We start from the raw sequence: 20,736 nt of genomic DNA on the forward strand, positions 1-20,736 counted from the left end.
TAGCACGTCCTCGACCGCGAGTTCGTGCAGGCCGAGCTCTTCGCTGATCGCGCCCAGCTCGGCCGGGGTGGGGGTGCACAGGTCGAACCAGACGGTGCAGGCGGGGTCGGCCAGATGGTCGGAGACATCGGCTATGGGGAAGCCCTCGGCGACCACGACCCCGTCCCGGTAGGCGCGGGTGCCCTCGAGCTCACTACGACCACCGACGCGCCCAAGATGACCGGCACTCCAGCGCCCTGTGCAACACCTTCAACCGCATGCTCGGCTGCCTGCACCAATGCCTCCAACAGGGCGTGCTCTACAACGAGAACGAGAAGGTCGCCTTCCGCCCTCGCGAAGCGGCCGCAGCAGGTCGGATGTTTCTGTGGTCAGTACAGCAGGCGAAGCCGTATGCAATACGTAGATATGCGGGATTAGTGGCTATGCGCACAAGCCGAAGGGAGGACCATAAGAGATTACAAGCGACGTGCCTAGGATGCGGGGCTCAGGTGGCAAGGGTGTCGATGTCGGCGGCGACTCGGGCGAAGGCCTGGATAAGGTCGTTCTCGGTCTCGGTACGCCACACCAGAGCGTCGTATGACAGGGCGTCGATGTCACTGACGGGCAGGTAGGCGATGTCGGGCCGGCTCCAATAGCGCATCATGTGGGCGCGGAAGAGGTTGACGAACTCCCAGGTGCTGGCCAAGGTGAGAGTCTCCTCGGCGTTGTGTATCAAGGGGCCGCGCTCGATCCGGTGCCCTGAGCGGGTGTGCGACGGGATGAAGCCCTCGGCCCAGTAGTTCGGCCTCGACCCGGGCGTCGCTGTGCTGGAAGTCGACGAGCATCTCCAGCGAGACAGAGGTACGCCGGGTGAGCTCGTGCCCGGCGGCCACGGCCAGCACCCGCGGGTCGGCGAACAGGGCCGGGCCCACCGTCGGGTCGGGTTCTTCGACCGGCAGCCAGCAGACCAGCATGTCGAGGTCGCCACGGCGCAACCCGGCGAACGGATCGACGAAGGAGGCGTGCCGGATCTGCAACTGCCACTGAGGATGGCGGGCGCGGAAGGTGTCCCAGAAGGGGCGCAGGTCGCGAACGTTGAGGGGGAGCATGCCGACGCGCAGGACGTGGGTGATGCCGCGGGCGGCACGGTGGGCGCGTTCGAGGCTGTCGCGCGGGCTCGCGTAGGCCGGTCGCAGGTCGTTGCGGAGTTGGCGGCCGAGCGGGGTGAGGAGGATCTGGCGGCAGTTGGTGCGGTCGAACAGCGCGCCGCCCAGGCGGCGTCCTGCTGGTTGATGGCCTGGCTGACCCGCGCCTGGGAGACGTGCAGCCGGTCTGCGGCCCGGACATCCCGGCCACTGTCGCACCCGCGATCTGGCTCGTTCACCACTAATCTGGGGCAATGGCCGGTGGAGGCAGGCTTGCGTCATCTGCACAATGGTCGCCATGGACGAGAACATCGCGAACGAAGCATGGTGGAGGCGGCAGGCCGCCGCACAAGGGGAATGGTGGAAGAAACGGGCGGCAGGACTGCAGGAGGAGTCCCTCCGGCAAAACAATCTGATGTACGGCGGCTTGATCGGCGTTGGCGCCGTCTTTGTGCAGCCGTTCCTGACCTCGGGAGCCGCTTCCCTCGACCTGTCCGCCATGATCTGCGTGATCGCTTTTTCCTTGGCCATCCCGCTGTTGTCTGCTCTTATCGTGTTGAACCGGCAGGAAACCTATCGGAGGCGCATGTCGAGTTCCGTTGTCGTGCTGGTGGCGCAGCAGGTTGCGCTGGGGCTCGGGTTCGTCGGAGTGGTCGCCGGTTTCTGGCACATCATGCCGATCGCCGGTATCGCGATCCTGGTGGGCGCGATCTTGGGTGTGGCCGTTCACGGCGCGGGCTATGTTCGGCTGGAGGAAGAAGACGCCCGAGCCACACCAGGTGCTGAGCAACCACCTCAAGCGTAAATGCACTGACGTGACGGCCGGGCTGAGATCATCCGCCGACGCGGTCGAGTCCAACAGCCCGGTCACATCATCAAGCCCACCAGACCCTCAGCCCGCGGTCTCATCCCGTCCGACGCGACCTAGCCCAACACCAAACGCAAAGGATCACGCGGCGTACGGGACCTGCGGCCAACGGGACCTCGGCGTACCGGGACCTCAAGCGTAGAGACTCTGGCCCCGCAGAGCCCGCAGTGCCCGAAATTCGCGGAGCCTCCATGCTTGTCCGCTCAGTTCGGGGAAAGCGGCGATGGCGACCCGGGTCTCCGACACCGACGATCACCCATTCTTTCGCCCGCGGAAGGCCCTCGACGCCTGCCGACTACACGCGGGCGCAACACGTGGGCCCGATGGTGGAGGCCGACATCGCCGACTGGCTTCTGGCCACCCGCTAGGGGCAGGCTCCCACGCCGCCCACGATGATGCGTCCGCCCAGCGTGGAGTCGTCGATCAAGGGGTCAGGCCGCCAATCGCACACATCGACCACTCCCGGCTCCAACAGTTCGAACCCTTCGAAGAAGCGATCGATCTCGGCTCTCGGCCGTGGCGTCAGCGCAGCGCCCACGAACTGGAAGCCGTGCCGCACGGCGGCACCGACCTCGGGCGGGGACTCGTCGACGGTGTGGGAGATCGCGATGTGACTGCCCGGCGCCAACCCGCCACCGAGGTGGTGGACGACGCCGTGCGCGTCCTCCTCGTCGGAGATGAAATGCAGCACCGCCAGCATCAGGACGGCGACCGGCTGTCTGAGGTCCAGGAATCCGGCGATCCGGGGAGAGTCGAGGATACGGCCCGGCTTGCGAAGGTCCCCCTGGAAAGCGATGACGTTGCGCACCCCGTCGCGAGCCAGGATCGCCTGACTGTGCCGGATCGCCGCGGCGTCCTGATCCACGTAGGCGATCCGGGCATCGGGGTTGATCTCCTGGGCGACCTCGTGCACGCTGCGCCGTGTCGGCAGCCCGGAGCCGATGTCGAGGAACTGACCGATCCCCACCTCACTCGCCAAATGGCTGACGACCCTGCCGAGGAACGCGCGGTTGGCCTGAGCGGTTTTCCTGGCGGCGGGGTTCGATTGCAGCCGCCGGTTGGCGGCGGCCCTGTCGGTAGGGCAGTTCTCCCGTCCACCTAGGAGATAGTCGCAGATCCGAGCGCCGTTGGGGGTCCAGGAGTCGATGCCGATGGACGCTGCTCGCTTTTCGCGCATACGCGGGCCTCTCCGCACGAATTTGCCTCGCCGGATCAACGTGCAGGCGCGTGGTTCCCGTTCCATGCTGTCGAGGATGAGCCGCGCGCCATGGGCGAAGGCCTCACGGGCGACCGGGACGCCGCCGGAGCGGGTACGGGTGGGCGGCCCGCTCGGCGATCGGAATCAAGGCTCTTTGCCCAGTGCTGCTTGCTGCGCGCGAGCATGGTCAGCCAGGCGGCCTTGCTGTCGCGCTCGCCGCTCGCTGGCAAGGCATTGGTTCACTACTCTGTGCTACTGTGTAGTGGTACTCGGTACTACAAAGTACCAGGAGGACCGAAGAGGAACCACGATGGACGACCTGACGAGCCGCCGTCGCGGTCGCCCGCGACGCTCGGCTGGTGGCCACCCGCCCGCACTTCCAGCAGGCGGCCGACGGTGAGATCCTGGGCGCGATCGTCATCGAACGCAACCATCTGGAATGGCGTCTCGACCCTGCCGGCCTAGCCCGCATCCCCGAGGCGACCTGCCACGACGTCGGTATCACGAGCTCGCGCCGGTGCTCCGGGTCGGCGACCGCCGCATTACGTCACGGATCTGGCCTTCTTCTCGCACGAGGTAGGCGAGACCACCAAAGTTCTCAAGGCGCTCATCGCCTCGGCCACGGTCTTCGGCGGCCCGAGGGTCCTCGTACAGTGAGCGACAGCGCGCTCCTGTAGCGCTGCCTGCGACACGGCCTCAAGATCACCCAGATGACCATCGGCCCTACAACGAGCCGCACGGAGCGTACCTGCTCAGCATCCACTATTGACGATCAGGCCGGTGCGCTGGCGCGGGAGAGGGCTTGCGCGAATCGCCTCAGTAGGAGCACCGCGGTGGCGGTGAGTCCGGCGAACAGACCGAGCCACGTTCCCACCGTGCCCAGCCCTGCCGGCCCTGAAAGGAGCCACGCGGCGGGCAGTCCCACGACCCAGTAGCCGAAGAGGGTCAGCCGGAAGCCGCTCCTGGTGTCGTCGAGCCCGCGCAGCAACCCCACTGCGATGTTCTGGGCGCAGTCGACGAACTGCATGACGGCCGCCACCATGATCAGGCTCGTCGCGATGCGCAGAGCCGTACCGTCGCCGCCGTCCAGGAACGGGCGCAGGATGAGTTCCGGCGTCGCGAGGTAGAGCACCGCCACGACGGCCATCACGCCCGCGCCGCAGGCCAGCGCGGCGCGGGCGATGCGCCACGCCGATTCCGGCTGAGCGAGGGCAGCCTCCCGGCTCACTCCGATCGAGGCGGCGTGCGACAGGCCTACCGAGACCTGGAAGACGATGTAGACGAGTTGGTTGACGGCGGTGTGCGCGGCCAGGGCGGCGGTGCCGTAGGTGCCGACGAGCAGAGCGATGACGGAGAAGAAGCCCGCCTCCGAGCCGTAGGTGGCCGCGATGGGCACGCCGAGGTCGGTGAGCTTGCGCAGGGTGGCCGGATCGGCCCGCCAGGCGCGAAGGTCGAGCATCGGCGCGAGCTCTGGGTCGCGCCGCGCGGAGCCGTACAGGGGCAGGAAGGTCAGCAGGTAGACGGTGCTGGTCGCGATGCCGATGCCAGCCAGGCCGAGGCTGGTCATGAGAGCGGCGTTGAGCCCGAGGTTCACCACGATCGAGACGAGTGTGATGCGCAGCAGCGCCTGGGGGCGGCGCATGCCGACGGTGAACTGCCGGATCGCCTGGAACCACAGGCACGGCACGAGCCCAGGGGCGAGCGCCCACAGCATGGGCCGCATCCGCTCGATCACGGCGAGATCCTGGCCCAACGCGGCGACGCCTTCGCCGATCAGCGCCATGAGCGCGCCGCCCACCACCCCGGCGATGGTCGCCAGGGCCAACGAGGCACGCACGAGGCCGCCGACATCCTTCCCGCGGGCGTGCGCGGCGGCCACCTGGTTGCCGACCGCGGTCACCAGCCCGACGCCCATGGTGCGGAGCTGGTTGAAGATGACCATGGCCAAGCCGCCCGCCGCCAGCGCCTCCACTCCGAGCAACCCGAGCATGACGGTGTCCGTCGTGGTCAGGGCCACCTGGGCGAGCTGGGTGAGGGCGAGCGGTACGGCGAGCGTGGCGAGCTCACGAACGTCGTGGCGGAGCGCAGGCGTCGTCACGTTGCGTTTTCTTTCCTTTTAGGGTAGGCAAACCTAAGTAAAAATATCACCATGGATGGGGACAAAGTGGACCTGAGTCGGCGTCAGCTTCTCATGGCGGCCGGAGGCGCCGGCCTGGTGGCCTTGCTCGCGGCCTGCGGCGGTGGAAACGACACCAAGCCCGCGGCGCAGCCGGCTCAGGGCAAGCCCGCCAGTGGCGGCACCCTGCGGATCGGTGCGCTGGGCCGGGCAAACGCGATCACGCGCGACCCCCACGGCACGCAGGCGAACGAGAGCGACTATCTGATCATCAGCCTGCTCTACGACACGCTGACCGTGCCGGGTGCCACCGAGAACACCGCTCCTCGCCTGGCCACGAGTTGGAAGGCCGACGCGGACGTCACGACCTGGCGCTTCACGCTGGCGCAGGGAGCGAGGTTCCACGACGGCACGCCCGTCACCGCCGAGGACGTCGTCTGGTCGCTGCGGCGGCTGCGGGAGACCCCGGCGGGCGCCGCCCGTCTGCCCGGCATCAAGGTGGACAACATCAGGGCCGACGGCGACGCCGTGGTGCTGACCTCCGACTATCCGAACGCCGACCTGCCGCTGATGCTGCGCCTGACCACGTTCGTGCTGAAGAAGGGCACCACGGAGGTCGCGGGCGCCCCGGGCACCGGGCCGTTCAAGCTCGACTGGTACCGCGACGGCAATGCCCGGCTGGTGCGCAACGACACCTGGCACGGGGGCAAGCCGTACCTCGACGCGATCGAGGTGAAGATCTTCGAAAGCCCGCAGGCCATGGCCAATGCCCTGCTGGGCGGGCAGATCGATCTGGCCTCCAACGTGGGCGCCGTCGCCGCCCGCGTCGCCGCCTCCCGGCCGGACGTCCAGGTGCTGCGCAGGCCCGACGACATGGCGATGCCGATCGTCATGCGCACCGCGGAGGGCAGCCCCTTCGCCGACCCCAAGGTCCGCGAGGCGCTGCGGCTGGCCGTCGACCGCGAGGCCATGGTCAAGCAGGTGCTCAGCGGCTATGGCAAGGTCGCCAACGACGTGCTCGGCACCGGCGACCCCGGTTATGCCAAAGACCTGCCGCAGCGCGCCCGCGACCTGGCCAAGGCCAAGCAGTTGCTGCAGGAGGCCGGGTTCGACCTGTCGAAGACCTACGAGCTGCGCACCACCGAGGACATCTCCGGTCTGGCCGAGTCCGCGGCGCTGTTCGCCACCCAGGTGCGTGAGGCAGGCGTGCAGATCAAGGTCGTCAAGGAGGACTCCGGAGCGTTCTGGGACAAGACTTGGCTCAAGGGCGACCTCTACACCACCTACTGGGGCACCAACGACTCCGTGCTGTTCTTCGCCAGCAAGCTCCTGCTGGCCGGCGCAGGACAGAACGAGTCGGCGTGGAGCGACGCCGAGTTCGACCAGGTCTACAAGCAGGCCGTGGGCACCCTGGACAAGACCACCAGGGCGCAGGCGCTGCGCAAGCTCCAGGAGATCGAGCACGAGCGCTCCGGCTACCTGCTGTGGGGCATGGCCGACGGCATCGACCTGGCCGGCCCCACCGTGCGCGACCTGCCCACGCTGCCCGGATACGGACGAGTGCAGCTCGAGCGGGTATGGCTGGCGCACTGACGGCGCTGCGGTTCGGCGGGCTGCTCGCCCGCCGGGTCGCCTTGCTCGCCGCGCTGCTCGCGTTGGTCTTCGCCGTCATCGAAGCACTTCCTGGCGATGCCGCGGACGCGACCGCCGATCGCGGGGAGAGCGCCGCGGACGTCGCCAGACGGCGTGTCCTGCTCGGCCTGGACCAGCCGGTGGCCGTGCGCTTCCTGCACTGGATGGCCGGATTGCCGACCGGCGATCTCGGCGTCTCCGCGCGCGGCGAGCATGTCTCACGCCTGCTGGCCGGGCCCCTGCCCAACACGCTGCTCCTGGGCGGGCTGGCCCTGGCGATCACGGTTGCACTCTCCCTCATCCTTGGCTGCGGGGCCGCACTGCGTCCGGGGTCGGTGACCGATCGAGTGATCTCCGCGTCGGCCACTGTCGTGCTCGCCCTGCCCGAGTTCGTGATCGCCGCGGGGCTGGTGCTGGTGTTCGCCCTGTGGGCGGGCGTGCTGCCTGCGGCCACGCTGGCGGGACCTGACGGCGCGCCCGCCTCCTGGACCATGGTGGTCCTGCCGGTGCTGGCGCTCGCGATCCCACAGGTCGGATGGAACGCTCGGATCGTCCGCGGTGCCCTCGCCGACGAGGCCAGGGCTCCGCATGTGAGCGCGGCCGTCCTCGATGGCGTGCGTCCCCGCCGGATCCTCACCCACCATCTGCTGCCTGGTGCGCTTCCCACCATCGCGGCGGGAGCGGCTACCTCCACCGGCATGCTGCTGGGCGGTGCGGTAGCGGTAGAGACGATCTTCAACTATCCGGGGGTCGGCGCCTTGCTCGCGGGCGCGGTGGCCGACCGGGACACCCCGATCATCGCGGGCGTCGTGGCGCTGACTGGCGTGGCGATCACGTGCGTGCTGCTCGTCGCCGACCTGATCCGAGCCTGGGCAGCGGGAGGCCGCCTGTGAAGCGTCTCCTGTCCGCGCTGGTGTTGCCGCTGGTCGCCGTCGGAGGGCCATTGCTTGCCCCGCAGCCGATGGACCAGCCGGTCACGATCCCGTACGGCCCGGCCGGGATGGATGGGGCGCTGCTCGGAGGCGATCAGCTCGGCCGCGACGTGCTCAGCAGGCTGTTGTACGGCGGCCGCGATCTGGTCATCGCCTCCCTCGTCGTGGCGCTGCTCGTCACCGCGATCGCGGCTGTCGTCGGTGTCGCGGGGGCACTGCGGCCCGCGTTCGGCCGGTTCGTCGACCAGGTGGCCGATGTGCTCATGCTGCTGCCGGCCGTGCTGGGCATCCTGCTGGTCACCCAATCCTGGCCGGCGGGCGGCCACGTCGCGCTCGTGACCGTGGCGGTCGCGCTCGGCACGCCGTACGCCGTGCGGTTCATGACCGCGGCGGCCGCGCCCGTCGTGGCCACCGGCTACGTCGAGGCTGCCCTGGCCGGCGGCGAGCGGACCTGGCACCTGATCGTCCGCGAGGTGCTGCCGAACCTCCGCTCCACCGTCCTCGCCCTGTTCGGCCTGCGTTTCGTCGCCGCGGTCTACGTGGTCTCCACCGCGGCATTTCTCCAAGTCGGTCCGCAGCCCCCAGCGGCTGACTGGGCGTTGATGATCCGCGAGAACAGCGCGGGCATCGTGCTCAACCCCTGGGCCGTGCTGGCTCCGGGCATCGCGATCGGCCTGCTGGCGATGAGCGTCAACATCGCGGCCCACGCCCTCGCCCCCAAGGCAGGCAACAGAGAGGTGGCGGTCCGATGACACCCCATGCCGAAGTCGCCGACCTGACCATAGCCGCCACCAACGGGCGCGAGCTGCTGTCAGGCGTCTGCCTCACCGCCCGTCCCGGGCAGGTCCTCGCACTGGTGGGCGCCTCCGGCTCGGGCAAGACCACCCTGCTGCGCGCGTTGATCGGCGACCTTCCCCCCGGCACGGACCGCCGGGCAGGCACCGTCCAGGTGCTCGGCGTGGACGTGCTCGGTTGCGAAGCGGCGGACCTGCGCGAGCTGCGCCGTACCCGCGTCGCCTACGTCGGCCAGGATCCGGGCTCGGCGCTCAACCCGAGAATGCGCGTGGCCGCCCTGATCGCCGAGACCGGCTCTCGTGGGGAGGTGGTCCGGCTGCTCGACGAGGTGCGCCTGCCTGCCGTAGCAGGGCTGCTCAGACGCAGGGCCGGAGAGCTGTCCGGCGGTCAGCAGCGCCGGGTCGCCCTGGCCAGGGCGCTGGCCCGCCGACCCGACCTGCTCCTGCTGGACGAGCCGACGGCCGGGCTCGACCCCGCCCTGCGCGACGAGATCGGTGAACTCCTGCGCCGCCTGGCCACCGAGCGCGGCCTCGCCGTGGTGCTGTCGTGCCACGACAGGGAGCTGGTCGAGCAGCTGGCCGATGAGGTGGTCGAGCTGTCCAGCCGGGCGGCTCGCCCACCAGCCGAACGCACGCCGCTCAACCGGCACGCGATCCCGTCGCAGGAGACGGGATTACGGGCCCGCAGACTGGACGCTCACGTCGGCGTCCGGCGACTGCCGGTGCTGCGCGACGTCGACCTCCACGCGCCTTACGGAACCGCGGTGGGCGTGGTGGGACCATCCGGATCGGGCAAGACCACGCTGCTGCGTGCGCTGGTAGGCCTGCACCCGTTCTCGGGCGGCACGGTCACCCTGGACGACGTCGCCCTTCACGCGGACGTACGCAGGCGCGCTCGCGACCAGCGCCGCCGGGTGCAGTTCGTGCCGCAGAACCCGATGGGCGCGCTTAACCCCTCCACCACGGTGTCCGCCGCGCTGGCGCGCCCCCTGCGCCTGCACCGCCGCTGCCCGCGCACCGCCGTACCAGGGCGGGTCACCGACCTGCTGGAACAGGTCGGCCTGGGAACCGAGCACGCCGACCGGTACCCGCACGAGCTGTCCGGCGGCCAGCGGCAGCGGGTCTCCATCGCGCGCGCCTTGGCCGCCGAACCCGACGTACTGGTCTGTGACGAGATCACCTCGGCCCTGGACGGCGATATAGCGCGGGCGGTGATGGAGTTGCTTACCCGGTTGCGGCAGACGCGGGGCATGGCTGTGGTGTTCGCCTCCCACGATCTTCGGCTGGTCCAGGAGTACGCCGACGGAGTGGTGTCGATCGGCACCCGTGAGGAGCACTTGGAAAGGATTCCGTAGCGACCTTGGGTGCGCTTCCCGAAATGCGGGGGCTTCCTGGTGAACACCGCGGGGGAGCTGACCTTCACCCAGTCCGACATGGTGAGGGGTGTTCGCCGCCGCGGCGTTCGCAGGACTGCAGGGTGCGCGGTCACTCAGGGTCGTGTCGGTCGGGGTAGATCGGCGTCCTGGCGTGCCGCGACAGGCTCGCGGCCACGCGGGGCGGGCGGTACCGAGAATCAGCTCTCGAACCCGCTACGACAAGACTCCCACCGGCTACCTCGCTGGCCTCCACTTCCGGGGGGCGCCCTGATGTGGATCCGTAGCCTCTGACCTGCCCTCCTGATCTCAACTGGGAACAGACCCAGTCGAGGCTGCTCCCACCTTTCCTGATAACCCCCGGCTGCCTCCTGCTTCCCCCACCAACCATGAATCAATGTAACGCCTGCTACATTCTTCGGCGTGGCAAAGAATGGAGCACGGAGACGGTGGCTCGTCCTCCTCATCAAGCTGCCCGCCGATCCGTCGCGGCACCGGGTGGCGGTCTGGCGGGAGTTGCGTAAGGTCGGCGCGCTCTCGCTGGGCCAGGGCATCTGGGCAGTGCCGGACGTGCCGGTCTTCGCCGACGGCGTGCGCCGGGCTGTCGAGCTGACCGAGCGGGCCGAGGGCCAGTCAGTGGCGCTGCACGCGTTCGGGCGCTCCGCCGAGGATGAGGCACGCTTCGAGGCGCTGTTCACCGCCGCGCGCTCGGAGGACTGGACGGAGTTCCTCGCCGACTGCGGCAAGTTCGAGGCGGAGATCGCCAAGGAAATCCGGATCGGCAAGTTCACCCTGGCCGAACTGGAGGAAGAGGAGCAGAGCCTGGAGCGCCTGCGCCGCTGGCACCGGGACCTGACGGCCCGCGACGTGTTCGGCGCACCCGATGCGGCCCAGGCCGCGGAACGCCTCAAGCAGTGCACGGCCGCTTGCGAGGACTACGCCGAACGGGTCTTCACCGCTCTGCACCAGAACGAGGGGGCGGACGCGTGACCGCCCACGACACCGCCGGTGCCGGGCGGGGGCGGGCGATGTGGCCGCTGTACGCGGCCGGGTTCACCACCGCCTTCGGCGCGCACGGTATCGCCGCCAACCTCGGTGGCTTCTCCGACGACGCGGTCACCTCCCTCCTCGTCCTGGGCGGCCTGCTCGCGCTGTACGACGGCGCCGAGGTAGTCCTCAAGCCGGTCTTCGGCACCCTCGCCGACAAGATCGGCGCTAAACCCGTGCTGCTCGGCGGGCTGGTCGCCTTCGCTGCCGCCTCCGTGTTGTATGCCGTCGCGGACAGTCCCGGGTGGCTGTGGGTGGCACGGCTCGGCCAGGGCGCCGCCGCCTCGGCGTTCTCCCCCTCGGCCTCCGCACTGGTCGCCCGGCTCAACCCGGCCGCCAAGCACGGCCGGGCGTTCGGCAGTTACGGCTTCTACAAGTCCATCGGCTACACCCTCGGCCCCCTCATCGGCGGCGTCCTGGTCTGGGCCGGCGGACTGCGCCTGCTGTTCACCGTCATGGCCGTTCTGGCTGTAGCCGTCGCCGCCTGGGCCGCGCTCGCCGTCCCCGCCCTGGCCCCACTGCCCAAGTCCCGCCAGACCGTGCTTGACCTGGCCCGCCGCCTCACTTCCCGCACCTTCCTCGCCCCCACCGCGGCCCTGGCGGGCGCGACCGCCGCACTCTCCGTCGGCGTCGGCTTCCTGCCCGTCTCCGGCGCCGCCGCCGGACTCGGCACCGTGGCCACCGGCGCGGCCGTCTCCGTCCTGGCCGCCACCGCCGCACTCGTCCAGCCCTATGCGGGGCGAGCCCTGGACACCGGGCGCATCACCACCCGCACCGGACTCGCGACCGGACTCACGATCACCGCTGCGGGTCTCGGCTGCGCCATGCTCCCCGGCCTGACCGGCGTCCTCACTGGTGCGACCCTGATCGGCGCCGGAAGCGGCCTGATCACCCCACTCGGCTTCGCCGCCCTCGCCGCCGTCACTCCGCCCGAACGGCTCGGCCAGACCATGGGATCAGCCGAACTCGGCCGCGAACTCGGCGACGCCGGAGGCCCCCTCCTGGTTGCCGCCGTCGCCACAGCATCCACTCTCACCTACGGATTCGCCGCCCTCGCCGCACTCCTGGCAGTCGGCCCGCTCCTCCACTTGACCGCGCGCCGCCGCACGATCCCCGCACAGCAGTAGACGCGCACGGCGGAAAGCGGACCTGGGCTGTCCTGGCGGTGGATCTTCTGGCTGACCGTGCCGATCGTCGCAGTCCTGATCCCCTCGGAGATGCGCCCTTGGCGACGTCGGCCGCTTTGGCCGGGCGGGGCAGCGTCTTGGGCACCTTGACGGTGCCGATCCGGTCCAGCGGGTTGGCCTGCAGAAGGTCGTGGCGGACCGCCCACTTCGAGAAGGAAGCGATGGCGGCGCGCTTGCGCTTGCGGCTAGCCGCCGACAGTTCGGCGCTCTCGGCCAGGTAGGCGCGGATCGGCGTCGCGCTCAGCGCGGGAATCTCGCCGTGGTGGTAGGCGGCAAACTGCAGCAGGCCTCCGCGGTAGGCGCGCCGGGTGTGCGGTGAGGCGCCGGCGTTGGCCAGGTCGGTGAGGAAGTCATCCAGGTGCGCCGCGAGCGGGTGGGCGCGGCCGAGCTGCTCGACGATGACCGGATCCATCCCCACGGCCCTCTCCCGGTCCGCCAGGTTGCCCGATAACCGGATACGAAGCGTCCGCGTCGGACGGTCCTCGCCCAGCTCGCGCCCGCCTGCGATCGATAAAGCAACCCGCTTCGCGGGCACGCCCAGGGCGTCAGCTCTCGGTTACCTATGAGGTGCAACCATGGTTACTGTAACTGGGGTTACGCTCGAGAGGTGGGGTATGGCGTGGAGGCGACGGTGACAGGCACGGCCGGGCAATGGGTGCTGCTGGCGTATCGCATCCCGCGCCAGCCCTCGACGTTGCGGATCACGATCTGGCGCAAGCTGGACCGGCTCGGCGTGGCGCGGCTGGGCGACGGGCTGGTGGCCTTGCCCGCCGACGCCCGGACCCGGGAGCAGATCGACTGGCTCGCCGAGGAGATCGGCGAGATGGGCGGCAGCTCCACCGTTTGGCTGGCCGCCGCTGGCAGCGCGGCGCAGGAGAAGGCCATCGCCGCCGAGATGCGCCAGGCGCGGGCGGCGGAGTACCGGGCGGTGCTCGAGCAGGCCGAGGCGGCGGCCCGGGCGCGGCCCGGTGAGCGTAGCCGCGCCCTGAAGCAGCTGCAGGCCGAGCTGCGCAGGATCGGCCGCCGCGACTACTTCCCGCCCGCCGAGCGCGAGGCCGCGCAGCGCGCGGTGCGGGCGCTGGCCGAAGCCAACCCGGAGGCCGTGCGATGAGGTGGGCGACGCGCGCGGGTGTGCACATCGACCGGGCCGCGTGCGCCTGGCTGATCCGCTGCCACCTCGATCCCGAGCCGGAGTTCGTGTTCGTCGACGATCCCGCATCGGTGCCCGCTGACGCCACGCCGTTCGACATGCGCGGGGCCGAGCTGTCGCATCACGGGGACGACTGCAGCTTCGAGACGATCCTGCGCCGCTACGAGCTCGACGACCCGGTGTTGTGGAAGGTCGCCGAGATCGTGCACGAGGCCGACATCGACGACGAGCGCTTCGACGCACCGGAAGCGCGCGGCATGGACGTGATACTGCGCGGGCTGTCGATGATCTGCGACGACGACCGGATGCTGGAGATCACCGGGCCGATCTTCGACGGCCTGTACGAGTTCCACCGGCGCGCGCTGCTGTTGGGGCGGGAACCGGCATGAGCCCGGCTGGCCGCCTGGCTGGCGGCGTGGTCGGCCTGCTGCTGACCTCGCAGGCGCTGCGCGGTCTCGGGTACGGCATCGCGGCCGTCCAGCTCGGCGCGATCCTGCGGCACGACGGCCTGACGCCTGCCGGGGTGGGGCTGATGCTGGCGGCCATCCTAGTCGGCACGCTTGTCGCCAGCCTGGCACTGGCGCGGTGGGGTGACCGTGCCGGCCGCCGCCGGGTATACGCCGCCTTGTACGGGGCCTTGGTCTGCGCAGGGATCGTCATCGCGTTCGGAGCGCCGCCTTGGCTGCTCGCGGCGGTGGCCATGACCGGCGCGCTATCGGTCGAGGTGATGGAGTCAGGGCCGTTCACCACGCTGGAGCAGGTCATGCTGGCCAGCACCGGGCGTCCGCAGCGCGAGGTGGTGCGGGGCTTCGGCCTGTACAACGCGGTCGCCGCCGTCGCGGGAACAGTGGGTGCGCTGCTCGGTGCGCTGCCGGCGGATCGGCGGCTGCTCGGCGGGGTCCTGGCCGTCGTGGGGACGGCCGGTGTGGTGCTGGCTGCTCGGTTGCCCGCGAGCGTCGAGGCGCCCGCCCCGCTCGCGGGGCTGCCGCCCGCCCGGATGCTGGCCCGTTCGCGCGGGCCGGTGGCGCGGCTGGCCGCGCTGTTCGCCGTCGACAGCCTCGCCGGCGGCCTCGTGGTGCAGGCCTACCTCGGCTACTGGCTGAACTTGTGCTACGGCGCCACCACGCAGACCATCGGCATCACCTTCGCCGTGCTCGGGGTGCTGCAGACCGCGTCCCTGCTGGCCGCGCCCCTGGTGGCGGCGCGGGTCGGGCTGCTGCGCACGATGGTGTTCACGCACATCCCGTCCAACCTGCTGCTGGCCGCCGTCCCGTTCGCGCCCGGCTTGGGTGGGGCGATCGCGCTGCTGATGGCGCGGGCCTGCCTGTCGCAGATGGACGTGCCCACCCGGCAGGCCTACGTGATGGCCCTGGTCCCCGCCGACGAGCGGACCGCCGCGGCGGCCGTCACCAACACCGCCCGCTACCTCACCCGACCGGCCGGCCCCGCCTTGGCCGGACTGACCCTGCCCCTCGGCCTGGCGATCCCGTTCGTCATCGCGGGAGCCGCCAAGACCGCCTACGACCTGACCCTGTGGCGGATCTTCCGGTCTGTCCGCCTGCCCGCCGAACAACGCTTCCCCTGATGAGGTTGACGTGACGACTGAAGTAGGTCGCGATGTGATCCCGTTCCGGCAGGCCGTGCGGGCCTGGTTTTTGATATCGCTGCAGACGTTCGGCGGACCGGCCGGGCAGATCGCCGTCATGCAGCGCACCCTGGTGGAGGAAAAACGCTGGATCGGCCAGCAGCGCTTCAACCACGCCCTGAACTACTGCATGCTGCTACCGGGGCCGGAGGCGCAGCAACTGGCCATCTATGTCGGCTGGCTGCTCAACGGCACCCGCGGCGGGCTGGTCGCCGGCACGTTGTTCGTGCTGCCCGGCATGCTCGCGCTGCTCGCGCTGTCGGCGGTGTACGTGCTGTGGCAGGACACCGGCGTGGTGACCGCTCTGTTCGCCGGGATCGCCCCGGCGGTCCTGGCCATCGTCGCCCAGGCCGTCATCCGGGTCGCCACGCGCTCGCTGACCCACCCACTGTTCGTCGCCGTCGCGGTGGCCGCCTTCGGCGCGCTGGCCTTGTTCGGGGTGCCGTTCCCCATCGTGATCGCCGCCGCCGCCCTCCTCGGGTGGGGGGTGCACAAGCTGGCCCCGCAGGTCCTCACCAAGGGCAACGGGCACGGCGGCGACGGCGGCCCGGCCCCGCTGATCCCCGACGAAGCCCTACACCACGCCCAGCCGAGCTGGCGCTCGGCCAGCAAGATCCTCGCGATCGGGCTGGTCGCCTGGTGGCTGCCGGTGGCTGCGGTGGCGCTCTTCCTCGGCACCGACAGCGTCTTCACCACCCAGGGGCTGTTCTTCTCCGGCGCCGCGCTGGTGACCTTCGGCGGCGCGTACGCCGTGCTGGCGTTCGTCGCCCAGCGCGCCGTAGAGGTCTACGCCTGGCTGACTCCAGGCGAGATGGTGCGCGGGCTGGCCCTGGCCGAGACCACACCCGGGCCGCTGATCATGGTGGTGCAGTTCGTCGCCTTCCTCGGCGCCTACCGCGACCCCGGCGGCCTCGACCCGTGGGCGGCCGCGCTGCTCGGCTCCGTGCTCACCGTCTGGGTCACCTTCGTCCCGTGCTTCCTGTTCATCTTCATCGGAGCGCCCTACGTCGAGCGGCTGCGCCACAACACCGCGATCAGCGCCGCCCTCACCGGCATCACCGCCGCGGTCGTGGGCGTCATCGCCAACCTGGCGCTCTACTTCGCCGAGCACACCCTGTTCACCACGACGTCCCCCTGGAACTGGGGCCCCTTCACCATGCACGTGCCAGACCCGGCCTCGCTGAGCCCCGTCGCGCTCGCCATCACCGTGGCGGCGCTGCTCATGACCTTCGTCCTCAAGTGGCCGATGCTGCGCATCCTGGGGATCTGCGCAGTTCTCGGCCTAAGTACGGCGCTGCTTCACCTCTGAGCAGGGAACGGCGCTCGTCTAGATGACATCTAGATGACGCTGATACGGATGCGGCGGAACCAGACGCGACCGGTGTGGGCTTGCAGTCCGAGGTAGGCGGGCACTTCCGCCGTGGTCGGCATTCCGCGGCCGGGGTCGGTGTCGGTGAAGGTGGTGGCCTGCTGCCCGTTGAGCAGCACGGTGTAGTCCTGGCCGCGGACGCGGATCTCGTAGTCGTTCCATTTGCCGGGTGGCCTCGCCGCCACCGGCGTGTAACTCTGGTCCGTGGCTCCGTAGATGGCGCCAGTGCGGTGCTTGTCGGCGCCGTCTGGCCGGGCCAGATCGTTGATCTGGGCCTCGAAGCCGAAATGCGCCGCGACCCAGGCGGGGTTCTCATAGCCCTTGCTGGTGGGGTCGGTCAGACCGCAGGCCGCCGCTTGGGGCGTTCCACCGCGTTGGACAACGGCAAGCTCACCTACATCTGGATGAGCTCGTCGCTGCGCGAACGCGGCGTGGTCGGGCCTTACAGGGCCGGGCTGACCAGCCCTGTCTGGTAAGCGATGAACACCAGCTGCGCACGGTCGCGCGCCTCCAGTTTCGCCATCGCGCGGCTGACATGGGTGCGCGCGGTGGCCGGGCTGAGAAACAACTCAGCACCGATCTCCTGATTGCTCAGGCCCTGCCCCACCAGGGCCAGGACCTCGCGCTCGCGCTCGGTCAGCACCGCGAGCCGGTCCGCTGCGACCCGGGCGACCGTTCGCCGAGCGGTGAGCTGGCCGATCAGGCGCCGGGTGATCCGCGGCGCGAGTAGCGCCTCGCCGGCGGCGATCACCCGGATGGCGTGCAGGAGCTCGCCCGGTCCGGCATCTTTGAGCAGGAAGCCGCTGGCGCCGGCCTGCAACGCATCGAGGACGTACTCGTCGGTGTCGTAGGTGGTGAGGATGAGGACTCGCACCTGCTCCAACCCGCGCGTCCCGGTGATCTGGGCGGTGGCTTGGATCCCGTCCAGCTTCGGCATGCGGATGTCCATGAGGACGACGTCGGGGCGGGTGGCGCGAGCCGTTTCGACGGCTTCGGCGCCGTTGGTGGCCTCGCCCACCACCGTGAGGCCCTCCTCGAGGTCGAGCAGGACCTTGAACCCGGATCGCACGAGCCTCTCGTCGTCGGCCAGCAACACCTTGATCGGAGCGTTCACAGGCGTGCCCCGCTCAGCGCGAGGGGCAGCCGGGCCCTGACCTCGAACCCGCCGCCCGGAAGCGGCCCGGCGTCGAGCTCCCCGCCCAGCAGTTGACAGCGTTCGCGCATGCCGAGAATCCCGCGACCCGCTGGGCGCGGATCCGCCGAGCGACGGCCTGGGGCGGCACGGCTTCCCTCATCGGTCACGCGGATCTCCAGGGCCTCGATCCCGGGGTTCAGCGCGACCGTCACCCTGGTGGGACCGGCGTGGCGGACCACGTTGGTGATCGATTCTTGAACGATGCGGTAGGCGGCGCTCCCCACCGCGCTGGGCAACGGAGCCGCGGGCGAGGTCTCCTCGAGCTCGACCTCTAGCCCGGCCTCACGCGCCTTGGCGGCCAGTTCGTCGATATGCCCCAGACCTGGGTACGGCTCGCGCCCGCCGTCGTCGCCGTTGTCGTCGCGGAGTACCCCGAGGATGGCTCGCATCTCGTGGAGTGCCCGGGAACTGGTCTGCTCAATGGCATGCAGCGCCTCGCGCGCCACGTCCGGCCGCTTGTCGAGCACGTGCGCGGTGACACCGGACTGGACGTTGATGATCGCTATGGCGTGCGCGACGGTGTCGTGGACCTCGCGCGCGATCCGGAGCCTTTCGGCGTCGACCCGCGCCCGCGCTTCCTCCTCGCGCGTCCGTTCGGCCAACTCGGCCCGCTCCTGCGCTTCGGTCGCGATGACCTGCCGGGTCCGGACGGACTCGCCGAGCGCCGCGCTCATGACCGACGCGCCGATCCGGAAGAACACCCACCCGACGGCGGCGCGTGGCTCGATGTCGGCAGCGGCGACCAGCCAGACGGCGGTGAGCACCGAGGTGCCCACACCGGCGATCACCAGCGACCGGCGCCCGTCACCGTAGGCGGTGAGGGTGTACAGGGCGACGAAGAGCCCGAGCCAGCCAGGCCCGTCCGGGAAGTCGAGGCTGTAGTACACCGAGCTGGCGAGAGCGGCGGTGACGAACACCAGCACCGGCCATCGGCGGCGGACGGCGACGACCACGCCGCTCACGATCAGCAGGCCGAACCCCAGATGTCCGAGGTCGGTGAGTGGGCGCTGCACCACCTCGCCGGTATTGCGGACGATCGTGCCCTGAACCTGCATCACGGTGATGAAGAGCGCGAGTAACACGTCCTGCGCCTGCGCCGGCAGGCGCGCCCACATCACGCGGTGTTTCATGCAGCGATCCTACGGTTCCCGCGCGTGGGAGCACTCCGCTCAGCTGCGCGAGCGCCTACGACGACGGACGTAGCCGGGCACGAGACGGCTACGCAGAACTGCGTAGGCGCTGCCGTCCCTGGTCGGAGGCCCACGGCGGCTCGGCAACGCGACGATGAAGCCCGCGAAAGACCTGCGAACACCTCCATGAGGGCAGCCCATCAGCTGGACGCATGCCATGCCCAGCGCTTGGGCGTGCCCGTGCCAGACACGAAAGGTCATCATGAGAAAACGGATGAGGCACCGGCGCATGACTGCCCTGGCAGCGGGTTCGGTGGCCATGGTGATGGGGCTCGCCGCCTGCACGTCGGAATCCGCGGATTCCGTGGCAGACCCGGCGCCGCACCAGGGCCATGGCAGTTCCTCGCCCGCGGCATCGCAGCCGCTGCGGACCGGCGAGCGGTTCGTCAACCTGACCATGCCGGAGTCGTATACGCCGTCCGCTCCCCAGGGCGGCACCGATGACTATCGGTGCCTGCTGATCGATCCACACGTGACCAAGCCGATGTTCCTGACCGGAGCCCTCTTCCAGCCCCAGAATGCGAAGATCGTGCACCACGCCGTCGTCCAGGTGGTGGCACCCGAGGCCGCAGCGCGGGCGCACGCCAAGGACGCCGAGACGCAGGGCCCCGGCTGGACCTGTTTCGGCGACACCGGGTTGGGCCGGGTAGCGGGGACCTACGCCAGCGCCTGGACCCCCAACGGCACAGAAAGCGTCCTGAAGCAGGACGTCGGCTTCCCCGTCAAGCCCGGCAGCCTGATCGTCGTTCAGGCGCATTACAACCTGCTGGCCACCGACGGCCGCACGGGCGAGACGGACCGGTCCAGCGTCCGGTTGCGACTGACCGACGGCACGGCGGCCACCAAACCCCTGCGCACGCTCCCTCTGCAGGCGCCGATCGAACTGCCCTGCGCCAGTGGGGAGTCCGGTGTGCTGTGCGACCGCGCCGCCTCGGTCGCGGATGTCACCAAGCGCTTCGGCGACAGAGTCGGGGGCATCGCCCAGCAATTGCTGGAACTCTGCGGCAACGGCAAGCCGGTGCCCGGCAACACCCAGCGCTGCGATTACCCGATACAGCAGCCCATGACGGTCTACGCGGCGCTGGGACACATGCACATGCTCGGGCGCTCGATCAAGGTCGAGCTCAATCCCGGCACCGCCCAGGCCCAGACCTTGCTCGACGTCCCCACCTTCGACTTCGACAATCAGAAGACCTGGCCATTGCCCACCCCTGTCGACGTCAAGCCAGGGGACACGCTGCGGGTCACCTGCACTCACGACGCCACTTTGCGGAAGCAACTACCGGCGCTGAGCAAGCTCCCACCGCGATACGTGGTCTGGGGCGACGGCTCAAGCGATGAAATGTGCACCGGCTTCATGATCACCTCGGCTGCCGCATGAAGATGATGCGCCGGGTACTGCTGCCGCTGCGCGCGAAGGTGCGTCGCAAACTCGCTCTACTGACGCGTGGCACGCCGGATGAGGGGCCGGCCGTACAGGAGGACGTCAAGCGCCGAACCGCGCTACGGGGCGGTCTGATCGCGGCCGCGACGACCGTTGTCGGAGTGGCCGCGGGGAGCGCGCTGGGACTCGCCCGGCGCCCCGAGACCTCCCCGGAGGACTCGCCGAGCACCGGGCCGGTGATCGCTGCCGCCGCCGACATCACCGCCGGATCGGCGAAACCCTTCACCGCGCCGAACGGGGCACCTGCCTATCTCCTGCGCCCGACCCCGGACACCTTCCTGGCGTTCAACGCCACCTGCACCCATCAGGGTTGCCCGGTCTCCTACGTCGGCCCCGGATTTCGCTGCCCTTGCCACGGCTCCACCTTCGACGAGAACGGCCGGGTGACCGGAGGGCCGGCGCGCGCATCGCTGATCGAAATCCCGGTCAAGGTCGTCGACGGCCAGGTCACGATCGCCTGAAGGCTCTGGGA

At 70.1% G+C, this 20,736-nt stretch carries 21 protein-coding genes; 13 read left to right on the forward strand and 8 right to left on the reverse strand.

From position 1 onward, the window contains the following. Nucleotides 1-484: 484 nt before the first annotated feature. Entirely contained in the window at nucleotides 485-685 is a 201-nt protein-coding gene (locus ACFSKW_RS50140; protein ID WP_379582234.1) for a type 2 periplasmic-binding domain-containing protein, read from the reverse strand. Then, entirely contained in the window at nucleotides 594-1,436 is an 843-nt protein-coding gene (locus ACFSKW_RS50145) for a LysR substrate-binding domain-containing protein (protein ID WP_379582122.1), read from the reverse strand. The genes ACFSKW_RS50140 and ACFSKW_RS50145 overlap by 92 nt, the downstream gene beginning before the upstream one ends. Between ACFSKW_RS50145 and ACFSKW_RS50150 the strand changes: the two genes are divergently transcribed. Then, nucleotides 1,423-1,929 carry a hypothetical protein gene (locus ACFSKW_RS50150; RefSeq protein ID WP_379582123.1) on the forward strand — a complete coding sequence of 169 codons (507 nt, stop codon included), beginning with the start codon at nucleotides 1,423-1,425 and terminating at the stop codon, nucleotides 1,927-1,929. The two genes, ACFSKW_RS50145 and ACFSKW_RS50150, sit on opposite strands and share 14 nt — an antisense overlap. Nucleotides 1,930-2,356: 427 nt before the next feature. Here ACFSKW_RS50150 and ACFSKW_RS50155 read toward each other — a convergent pair whose 3' ends face one another. Both ACFSKW_RS50155 and ACFSKW_RS50160 read right to left on the reverse strand, forming a co-directional pair. Beyond that, nucleotides 2,357-3,169, reverse strand: coding sequence for an SAM-dependent methyltransferase (locus ACFSKW_RS50155; protein ID WP_379582125.1), 813 nt, complete (start codon nucleotides 3,167-3,169; stop codon nucleotides 2,357-2,359). A 793-nt stretch (nucleotides 3,170-3,962) separates the two neighbouring features. Beyond that, entirely contained in the window at nucleotides 3,963-5,288 is a 1,326-nt protein-coding gene (locus ACFSKW_RS50160; protein WP_379582126.1) for an MATE family efflux transporter, read from the reverse strand. 51 nt (nucleotides 5,289-5,339) lie between these two features. On the opposite strand from ACFSKW_RS50160, the gene ACFSKW_RS50165 reads away from it, so the two are divergent. The 6 genes from ACFSKW_RS50165 to ACFSKW_RS50190 all read left to right on the forward strand — a co-directional run bounded on the left by ACFSKW_RS50165 (nucleotide 5,340) and on the right by ACFSKW_RS50190 (nucleotide 12,211). After that, nucleotides 5,340-6,899, forward strand: a complete 1,560-nt coding sequence (locus ACFSKW_RS50165) for an ABC transporter substrate-binding protein (RefSeq protein ID WP_379582128.1) — start codon at nucleotides 5,340-5,342, stop codon at nucleotides 6,897-6,899. After that, the gene (locus tag ACFSKW_RS50170; RefSeq protein WP_379582130.1) at nucleotides 6,884-7,831 is read left to right on the forward strand and encodes an ABC transporter permease; all 948 of its coding nucleotides are present in this window, start codon (nucleotides 6,884-6,886) and stop codon (nucleotides 7,829-7,831) included. The genes ACFSKW_RS50165 and ACFSKW_RS50170 overlap by 16 nt, the downstream gene beginning before the upstream one ends. Continuing rightward, a complete protein-coding gene (locus ACFSKW_RS50175; RefSeq protein ID WP_379582132.1) occupies nucleotides 7,828-8,622 on the forward strand; it encodes an ABC transporter permease in 795 nt (264 codons plus the stop codon). The genes ACFSKW_RS50170 and ACFSKW_RS50175 overlap by 4 nt, the downstream gene beginning before the upstream one ends. Further along, on the forward strand, nucleotides 8,619-10,019 hold the full coding sequence (locus ACFSKW_RS50180) for an ABC transporter ATP-binding protein (protein WP_379582134.1): 1,401 nt from the start codon (nucleotides 8,619-8,621) through the stop codon (nucleotides 10,017-10,019). Before ACFSKW_RS50175 ends, ACFSKW_RS50180 begins: the two co-directional genes overlap by 4 nt. Before the next feature lie 441 nt (nucleotides 10,020-10,460). Further along, nucleotides 10,461-11,027 (forward strand): Chromate resistance protein ChrB, encoded by a 567-nt coding sequence (locus ACFSKW_RS50185; protein WP_379582136.1) that lies wholly within the window; start codon nucleotides 10,461-10,463, stop codon nucleotides 11,025-11,027. Next, on the forward strand, nucleotides 11,024-12,211 hold the full coding sequence (locus tag ACFSKW_RS50190; protein WP_379582138.1) for an MFS transporter: 1,188 nt from the start codon (nucleotides 11,024-11,026) through the stop codon (nucleotides 12,209-12,211). The genes ACFSKW_RS50185 and ACFSKW_RS50190 overlap by 4 nt, the downstream gene beginning before the upstream one ends. Here the strand turns inward: ACFSKW_RS50190 and ACFSKW_RS50195 are convergent. Next, on the reverse strand, nucleotides 12,117-12,683 hold the full coding sequence (locus tag ACFSKW_RS50195) for a site-specific integrase (RefSeq protein WP_379582228.1): 567 nt from the start codon (nucleotides 12,681-12,683) through the stop codon (nucleotides 12,117-12,119). The genes ACFSKW_RS50190 and ACFSKW_RS50195 overlap by 95 nt on opposite strands. Before the next feature lie 195 nt (nucleotides 12,684-12,878). Between ACFSKW_RS50195 and ACFSKW_RS50200 the strand changes: the two genes are divergently transcribed. From ACFSKW_RS50200 to chrA, 4 genes are read left to right on the forward strand one after another with little or no spacing between them, the layout of a single operon-like run. Continuing rightward, on the forward strand, nucleotides 12,879-13,382 hold the full coding sequence (locus ACFSKW_RS50200) for a Chromate resistance protein ChrB (RefSeq protein ID WP_379582140.1): 504 nt from the start codon (nucleotides 12,879-12,881) through the stop codon (nucleotides 13,380-13,382). Then, nucleotides 13,379-13,810: a chromate resistance protein ChrB domain-containing protein gene (locus tag ACFSKW_RS50205; protein ID WP_379582142.1), complete on the forward strand. Its 432-nt coding sequence runs from the start codon at nucleotides 13,379-13,381 to the stop codon at nucleotides 13,808-13,810. Before ACFSKW_RS50200 ends, ACFSKW_RS50205 begins: the two co-directional genes overlap by 4 nt. After that, entirely contained in the window at nucleotides 13,807-15,006 is a 1,200-nt protein-coding gene (locus tag ACFSKW_RS50210; RefSeq protein ID WP_379582144.1) for an MFS transporter, read from the forward strand. The genes ACFSKW_RS50205 and ACFSKW_RS50210 overlap by 4 nt, the downstream gene beginning before the upstream one ends. Nucleotides 15,007-15,016: 10 nt before the next feature. After that, entirely contained in the window at nucleotides 15,017-16,375 is a 1,359-nt protein-coding gene (chrA, locus tag ACFSKW_RS50215; protein WP_379582146.1) for a chromate efflux transporter, read from the forward strand. Between the two features lie 29 nt (nucleotides 16,376-16,404). On the opposite strand, the gene ACFSKW_RS50220 is transcribed toward chrA, so the two are convergent. The 3 genes from ACFSKW_RS50220 to ACFSKW_RS50230 all read right to left on the reverse strand — a co-directional run bounded on the left by ACFSKW_RS50220 (nucleotide 16,405) and on the right by ACFSKW_RS50230 (nucleotide 18,760). Further along, entirely contained in the window at nucleotides 16,405-16,776 is a 372-nt protein-coding gene (locus ACFSKW_RS50220) for a 3-keto-disaccharide hydrolase (protein ID WP_379582230.1), read from the reverse strand. A gap of 101 nt (nucleotides 16,777-16,877) precedes the next feature. Then, nucleotides 16,878-17,549: a response regulator transcription factor gene (locus ACFSKW_RS50225; protein WP_379582148.1), complete on the reverse strand. Its 672-nt coding sequence runs from the start codon at nucleotides 17,547-17,549 to the stop codon at nucleotides 16,878-16,880. Further along, complete coding sequence (locus ACFSKW_RS50230) at nucleotides 17,546-18,760, reverse strand: sensor histidine kinase (protein WP_379582150.1); 1,215 nt, start codon at nucleotides 18,758-18,760, stop codon at nucleotides 17,546-17,548. Before ACFSKW_RS50230 ends, ACFSKW_RS50225 begins: the two co-directional genes overlap by 4 nt. Nucleotides 18,761-19,049: 289 nt before the next feature. On the opposite strand from ACFSKW_RS50230, the gene ACFSKW_RS50235 reads away from it, so the two are divergent. Both ACFSKW_RS50235 and ACFSKW_RS50240 read left to right on the forward strand, forming a co-directional pair. Continuing rightward, nucleotides 19,050-20,201, forward strand: coding sequence for a monooxygenase (locus ACFSKW_RS50235; protein WP_379582152.1), 1,152 nt, complete (start codon nucleotides 19,050-19,052; stop codon nucleotides 20,199-20,201). Continuing rightward, nucleotides 20,198-20,725, forward strand: coding sequence for a QcrA and Rieske domain-containing protein (locus ACFSKW_RS50240; RefSeq protein WP_379582153.1), 528 nt, complete (start codon nucleotides 20,198-20,200; stop codon nucleotides 20,723-20,725). Before ACFSKW_RS50235 ends, ACFSKW_RS50240 begins: the two co-directional genes overlap by 4 nt. The last annotated feature ends 11 nt before the right edge of the window (nucleotides 20,726-20,736 follow it).

The sequence above is a fragment of the Nonomuraea mangrovi genome, assembly GCF_042681425.1.
In the GTDB taxonomy this organism is placed as follows: Bacteria; Actinomycetota; Actinomycetes; order Streptosporangiales; family Streptosporangiaceae; genus Nonomuraea; species Nonomuraea mangrovi.

Coding starts and splice junctions, on each gene's coding strand:
- ACFSKW_RS50150 (WP_379582123.1), top strand. CDS start 1,423: ATGGACGAGAACATCGCGAACGAAGCATGGTGGAGGCGGCAGGCCGCC.
- ACFSKW_RS50145 (WP_379582122.1), bottom strand. CDS start 1,436: ATGTTCTCGTCCATGGCGACCATTGTGCAGATGACGCAAGCCTGCCTC.
- ACFSKW_RS50155 (WP_379582125.1), bottom strand. CDS start 3,169: ATGCGCGAAAAGCGAGCAGCGTCCATCGGCATCGACTCCTGGACCCCC.
- ACFSKW_RS50165 (WP_379582128.1), top strand. CDS start 5,340: ATGGATGGGGACAAAGTGGACCTGAGTCGGCGTCAGCTTCTCATGGCG.
- ACFSKW_RS50170 (WP_379582130.1), top strand. CDS start 6,884: ATGGCTGGCGCACTGACGGCGCTGCGGTTCGGCGGGCTGCTCGCCCGC.
- ACFSKW_RS50180 (WP_379582134.1), top strand. CDS start 8,619: ATGACACCCCATGCCGAAGTCGCCGACCTGACCATAGCCGCCACCAAC.
- ACFSKW_RS50195 (WP_379582228.1), bottom strand. CDS start 12,683: ATGGATCCGGTCATCGTCGAGCAGCTCGGCCGCGCCCACCCGCTCGCG.
- ACFSKW_RS50205 (WP_379582142.1), top strand. CDS start 13,379: ATGAGGTGGGCGACGCGCGCGGGTGTGCACATCGACCGGGCCGCGTGC.
- ACFSKW_RS50210 (WP_379582144.1), top strand. CDS start 13,807: ATGAGCCCGGCTGGCCGCCTGGCTGGCGGCGTGGTCGGCCTGCTGCTG.
- ACFSKW_RS50230 (WP_379582150.1), bottom strand. CDS start 18,760: ATGAAACACCGCGTGATGTGGGCGCGCCTGCCGGCGCAGGCGCAGGAC.
- ACFSKW_RS50235 (WP_379582152.1), top strand. CDS start 19,050: ATGACTGCCCTGGCAGCGGGTTCGGTGGCCATGGTGATGGGGCTCGCC.
- ACFSKW_RS50240 (WP_379582153.1), top strand. CDS start 20,198: ATGAAGATGATGCGCCGGGTACTGCTGCCGCTGCGCGCGAAGGTGCGT.